Annotated in this window: 4 protein-coding genes, 1 pseudogene and 2 riboswitches; all 5 genes and pseudogenes read left to right on the top strand. The window is 60.3% G+C overall.

Annotated features, from left to right (window positions below; translation table 11 throughout):
* Positions 1-114, top strand: a pseudogene (locus tag Q0O99_RS06655) (TRAP transporter small permease); the annotation flags it as partial.
* Complete coding sequence (locus Q0O99_RS06650; protein WP_293749744.1) at positions 111-1388, top strand: TRAP transporter large permease; 1278 nt, start codon at positions 111-113, stop codon at positions 1386-1388. The pseudogene Q0O99_RS06655 and the gene Q0O99_RS06650, both read left to right, overlap by 4 nt.
* A 9-nt stretch (positions 1389-1397) precedes the next feature.
* Positions 1398-1515, top strand: a riboswitch (glycine riboswitch).
* A 10-nt stretch (positions 1516-1525) separates the two neighbouring features.
* A riboswitch (glycine riboswitch) is annotated at positions 1526-1657 on the top strand.
* Positions 1658-1701: 44 nt separating this feature from the next.
* Entirely contained in the window at positions 1702-2841 is a 1140-nt protein-coding gene (gcvT, locus tag Q0O99_RS06645; RefSeq protein WP_293749742.1) for a glycine cleavage system aminomethyltransferase GcvT, read from the top strand.
* A 142-nt stretch (positions 2842-2983) separates the two neighbouring features.
* Positions 2984-3349 carry a glycine cleavage system protein GcvH gene (gene gcvH / locus Q0O99_RS06640; protein WP_293749741.1) on the top strand — a complete coding sequence of 122 codons (366 nt, stop codon included), beginning with the start codon at positions 2984-2986 and terminating at the stop codon, positions 3347-3349.
* A 20-nt stretch (positions 3350-3369) separates the two neighbouring features.
* Positions 3370-6276 (top strand): aminomethyl-transferring glycine dehydrogenase, encoded by a 2907-nt coding sequence (gene gcvP, locus Q0O99_RS06635; protein ID WP_293749740.1) that lies wholly within the window; start codon positions 3370-3372, stop codon positions 6274-6276.
* Positions 6277-6294: the final 18 nt, after the last annotated feature.

The following is a 6294-nucleotide window of genomic DNA, read 5'->3' as shown; positions in this document are numbered from 1 at the left end:
GTCTCCATGTTCTGGGCTTATTTGGCTTTGCCGGTGGGCGCAGCCTTCAGCATCATCGGCATCATCGGATTTTGGTTGGACCCCCAGCGCATGGAATTGGAGACCGCACTATGAGTTTCGCCATGCTTTTCACGATGCTGCTGTGTTTTACACTGACAGTGTCTGTGGCCGTCTCCATCGGTCTGGCGTCCATTGTTGGCATTCAGTTGGCCGATGCCCATATGCTCATTTCCGTCAAGGAAATGTTCAACGCCATCAACAAATTCCCCTTGGCGGCCATCCCGTTTTTTATCTTGGCCGGCAACCTGATGGAGACCGGCGGCATCTCTCGCCGTCTGGTGGAATTCGCCAAGAGCATCGTTGGCGGTGTGCAGGGTGGCCTGCCCATGACCTGCGTGCTGACCTGCATGATTTTTGCGGCAGTTTCGGGCTCTTCGGTGGCCACCACCTTCGCCGTGGGCGCGATCCTGATTCCGGCCTTGATCAAACACGGCTATCCCAAGCCCTGGGCCACCGCTTTGCAAGCCACCTCTGCCGAACTGGGCGTGATCATTCCCCCGTCCATTCCCATGATTTTGTTTGGCGTGAGTGCCGAAGTGTCGATTGGTGAGCTTTTTGTCGCGGGTGTTGGTCCTGGTCTGCTCATTGGCGGTGCATTGATGTTGTTTGTCTGGCTTTATTCAAAATACAAAGGCTGGGGTAAAAATGACGGTGACGGTCGCCTGAGTTTTGGCAAGGCCACATGGCAAGCAGGTTGGGCTCTGCTCATGCCGGTGATCGTGTTGGGTGGCATTTACGGAGGGGTGTTTACCCCCACCGAAGCAGCAGCTGTAGCGGTGTTTTATTCCCTCATTGTGGGCACCGTGATTTACCGCGAAATCGGGATCAAGGACCTCTTCAACATCTTGCGCAAATCCGTGATTTCGAGCGCGGTCATCATGTTCATCATTGCCAACGCGGGCTTGTTCGCATTTTTGTTGACGCGTGCAGGCGCTCCTGAGGCCATTGGTACATGGTTGCAGCAAGTTTTGCAGTCACCCTTTTATTTCTTACTGGGCATCAACGCTGCCTTGTTCATCATCGGCATGTTCATCGAAACTGGTGCCGCCATCCTCGTGCTGGCTCCGATCTTGGTTCCGGTGGCTGTTCATTTTGGAATTGACCCCGTGCATCTGGGTATGGTCATGGTGGTCAATTTGGCGCTGGGCATGGTGACGCCGCCTTTTGGTGTCAACCTGTTTGCGGCGTGTACTGTGGCCAGAATATCGCTGGACCGAGTCATCAAAGACCTGATCCCTTTTATTGGGGTGATCTTGGCCTGTCTGATGCTGATCAGCTACGTGCCCGAAATTTCTCTGACTTTGCGGGATATTGTGTTCAACAAATAAAGCTAAAATCAAACTCTGTCAGGAGAGCGCCTGACTTGGCTTCCATCGTGAAACAAGTCAGGCCGCCGAAGGCGCAGGCGGTCTGAAACACTGCTGAACGCTCAGGCAAAAGGACTGACAAAACGCTTTTTCCAAGGCGTTACCTCACTGGAGAGAGGTGCCGGGCCATCGGGCCACGGCATCCACCGAAGGAGCAACCCGCAGAACGACCGGCTTTTAGGCTGACGTTCCCGGCGAATCTCTCAGGTAAAGCGGACAGCGAGGGCAAGCGCCACAGCCAGTGCTGTGGCTTTTCGTTGCCCTTGGAGTTTTTGTGACCGCTTCTGCCGACTTGTTCACCACCCCTTTGAACGCACTGCACCTCGAATTGGGCGCACGGATGGTGCCTTTTGCCGGTTACAGCATGCCGGTGCAATACCCTGCAGGCTTGGTGGCCGAGCACCACCACACCCGAAGCGCAGCAGGCTTGTTCGATGTCTCGCACATGGGCCAGTTGCGCTTAAATGGCCCATACGCCGCAACCGCCTTCGAGAGCCTGATGCCGGTGGATGTGATGGGTCTGGGCGTCCACAAACAACGCTACGGCCTGCTGCTCAATGACGAAGGCGGCATCATCGACGACCTGATGTTCGTGAACCGCGATGTGGCCAACGGAGGCGACATTTTTGCGATCGTCAACGGCGCCTGCAAACACGGTGATCTGGCGCACATCCAGCAAAGCATCGGCAGCCGATGCACCATCGAGCCCCAATTTGACCGCGCCCTACTCGCTCTGCAAGGCCCACAAGCCGTCAACGCTTTACAGCGTTTGTTGCCCGGGGTTGAGCAACTGGTGTTCATGACCGGCATGGTGGCTGTCTGGCAAGGCGCTGACCTGTATGTGACCCGCAGCGGCTACACCGGCGAAGACGGTTTTGAAATTTCCCTGCCCGCCCACGCGGCCGAGGCCTTTGCCCGCGCCTTGCTGGCCCAGCCCGAGGTCAAGCCCGTGGGCCTGGGTGCCCGCAACTCGCTGCGCCTGGAGGCCGGGCTGTGCCTGTATGGCAACGACATCGACACCACCACCACCCCGGTCGAGGCCAACCTGAACTGGGCCATGCAAAAGGTGCGTCGCACGGGTGGTGTCCGCGCAGGTGGATTTCCCGGTGCCGACAAGATCCTTGCACAACTCGACGGAACATCCCCGGCCCAACGCTTGCGCGTGGGCTTGGTAGGCCTGGAACGCGTGCCGGTGCGCGAGCATGTCGAGCTGCACAACGACGCAGGCGAGAAGGTGGGCGAAGTCACCAGCGGCCTGCTGGCCCCCACCGCCGACCAGCCCGTGGCACTGGCCTATGTGCGGGCAGAATACGCGGCATCGGGCACATGTCTGAACGCCATGGTGCGCGGCAAAGCCGTGCCCATGCAAGTCAGCCCGCTGCCCTTCGTGCCCAACCGCTATGTCCGTGGCTGAAGTTAATCGGGGTCAGATCCCTATTAAATCCACATACCCATTCAAGCCAAACAATTGGGATCTGACCCCGATTGATGAAGCCAAACAATTGGGATCTGACCCCGATTGATGCCCCCCGATTCATCACACAAGGAGCCCCCTCATGATCAAGTACACCGAAGACCACGAATGGTTGCAAATTGACGGCGACACCGCTGTCGTGGGCATCACCCACCACGCGCAGGATGCGCTGGGCGATGTGGTGTTTGTCGACCTGCCCGAAGTGGGCAAAACCTTTGCCGCCAAAGAAGTCGCAGGCGTGGTCGAGTCGGTCAAGGCCGCGGCCGACGTCTACATGCCCGTGGACGGCGAGATCACCGAAGTCAACGAAGAATTGCGTAGCGACCCGTCGCTGGCCAACACCGACCCGCTGGGCAAAGGCTGGTTCTTCAAGGTCAAGCTGTCCAACCCAGCGCAAACCGATGCCCTGCTGGACGAGACCGCTTACAAAGCCTTTTCTGCAGCTTGAACGATTAACCGGAGCCACACATGCTGATGTCCACCCTCAAGCCCTTGGCCGAGCTCGAAAACCCGTCAGAATTCATTGCCCGCCACATCGGCATCAGCGGTGCAGACGAACAGCACATGCTGGGCGTGATCGGTGAGGCATCACGCCGGTCCTTGATCGAATCCATCGTGCCGCGCAGCATCGCGCGCGCCCAAGACATGGTCTTGCCTGCACCACTCACCGAAGCGGCCGCTCTGGCAGAACTCAAAGCCCTCGCGCAAAAAAACCGCTTGCTCAAAAGCCACATCGGCCAAGGCTATTACGGCACGCACACACCGGGGGTGATCCTGCGCAACATCCTGGAAAACCCCGCTTGGTACACCGCTTACACCCCTTACCAGGCCGAGATCAGCCAAGGCCGCATGGAAGCGCTGGTGAACTTCCAGACCATGGTGACCGACCTGACGGCGATGGACATTGCCAACGCCTCCATGCTGGACGAAGCCACCGCAGCCGCCGAGGCCATGACCTTGGCGATGCGCACGGTCAAAAGCAAAAGCAAAGTCTTCGTGGTCTCGCGCGCCTGCCACCCGCAAACCATCGAGGTGATCCAGACGCGCGCCCAACCGCTGGGCATTGAGGTGCTGGTGCCGCAAAGTGCCGATGCCTTCACCGCTGCGCTGAACGCCGAACACTTCGCATCCCTGGTGCAATACCCCTGCAGCACCGGGCTGGTGGAAGACCTGAGCGGCTATGCCGCGCAAAGCCATGCGCAATCTGCCGCCTTCATCGTGGCCGCGGACCTGCTGGCCCTCACCCTGCTCAAGGCTCCAGGCGAAATGGGCGCCGACATCGTGGTGGGCACCACGCAGCGCTTTGGCATGCCCATGGGCGCCGGTGGCCCGCACGCCGCCTACATGGCCTGCCGCGACGAATACAAACGCTCTTTGCCTGGCCGTCTGGTGGGTGTGAGCGTGGACGTGCACGGCAAACCCGCCTACCGCCTGGCGCTGCAAACACGCGAGCAACACATCCGCCGCGAAAAAGCCACCAGCAACATTTGCACCGCGCAGGTGCTCCCAGCCGTGGTCGCCAGCATGTACGCCGTGTACCACGGCCCCGACGGCTTGAAGCGCATTGCCCGCCGCGTGGCAAGCTACACCGCCGTCTTCGCGCAAGGCCTGCAGAGCCTCGGCTTCAAGTTGCGCAAAGAAACCGCTTTTGACACCGTGTGGATTGCCATCGGCGAGTCCTCGGCCTCGCTCATCGCACGCGCCCTGCACGCTGGCATCAACTTGCGCAAGGCTTGTGACAAAAGCGTTTCCATCTCTCTGGACGAGACCACCACGCGTGAGGACATCGCTGCCCTGTGGCAAGTGTTCGCCAGCGAGTCAGCCAACCAAGCTCAGGCACTGCCCAATTTCGAGTCGTTCGAAAAAGGCATAGAGCTCCTGATCCCCGAATCGATGCGCCGCACCAGTGCCTTCCTCACGCACCCGGTGTTCAACCGCTACCACTCCGAGACCGGCATGCTGCGATACATCCGCCAGCTGTCCGACAAAGATCTGGCGCTCGACCGCAGCATGATCCCACTGGGCAGCTGCACCATGAAGCTCAACGCCACCAGCGAAATGATCCCCATCACTTGGCCTGAGTTTGCCAATGTGCACCCCTTTGCTCCGGCCGACCAGTTGGCGGGCTACCAGCTGCTGGACCAGCAGCTGCGCAACTGGCTGTGCCAAGCCACCGGCTACAAAGGCATCAGCCTGCAGCCCAATGCGGGCAGCCAGGGCGAATACGCAGGCCTTTTGGTGATTCAGGCCTACCACCGCGCCCAGGGCCAAGGCCACCGCAACATCTGCCTGATCCCGTCCAGCGCCCACGGCACCAACCCGGCCAGCGCCCAGATGGTGGGCATGCAGGTGGTGGTGACCCAGTGCGACGCCAACGGCAACGTGGACATGACCGACCTGCAGGCCAAGTGCGAGCAGCACAGCGCCAACCTGGCCGCCGTGATGATCACCTACCCCAGCACACACGGCGTGTTCGAGACCCAAGTCAAAGCCCTGTGCGAGCTGGTACACCAGCACGGCGGTCGTGTGTATGTGGACGGCGCCAACATGAACGCCCTGGTGGGCGTGGCCGCGCCGGGCGAGTTTGGCGGCGACGTAAGCCACCTGAACCTGCACAAAACCTTTTGCATCCCGCACGGCGGTGGCGGCCCCGGCGTCGGCCCGGTGTGCGTGGTAGAAGACCTGGTGCCCTATTTGCCGGGCCACGCCACAGGCGGCGTGCCGGTAAACGGTGTGGGCGCTGTCAGTGCCGCGCCCTTGGGCAACGCCGCTGTGCTGCCCATCAGCTGGATGTACTGCCGCATGATGGGTGCCGAGGGCCTCAAGCACGCCACCGAAGCGGCGATTTTGGCGGCCAACTACATCAGCAAGCGATTGGCACCCCACTACCCCACGCTGTACGCCAGTGACAACGGCCATGTGGCGCACGAATGCATTCTGGATTTACGAGGCCTCAAGGAAACCAGCGGCGTGATGGCCGAAGACGTGGCCAAACGCCTGATGGACTACGGCTTTCACGCCCCCACCCTGAGCTTCCCGGTGGTCAACACCTTGATGGTCGAGCCCACCGAGAGCGAAACCCTGCAAGAGCTGGACCGCTTCATTGACGCGATGATCGCCATCCGCGAAGAAATTCGCTTGGTGGAAAACGGCACTTGGCCGCAAGACAACAACCCACTGAAACATGCACCGCACACCGCAGACAGCCTGCTGGGCAGCGAATGGGGTCGACCTTACAGCCGAGAAGTCGGCGCGTCCCAAGCTCAGCGCCTGCCCGGCAGCGTGAAATACTGGCCCCAAGTGGGCCGGGTGGACAACGTGTATGGCGACCGCAACCTGTTTTGCAGCTGCATTCCGCTGAGCGACTACGCCTGATACACGGGCAAAGGAAGA

This window comes from Limnohabitans sp. Rim8 (assembly GCF_945901735.1).
Classification (GTDB): Bacteria; Pseudomonadota; Gammaproteobacteria; order Burkholderiales; family Burkholderiaceae_C; genus Limnohabitans_A.
This window is presented reverse-complemented; position numbering and strand designations above follow the sequence as displayed.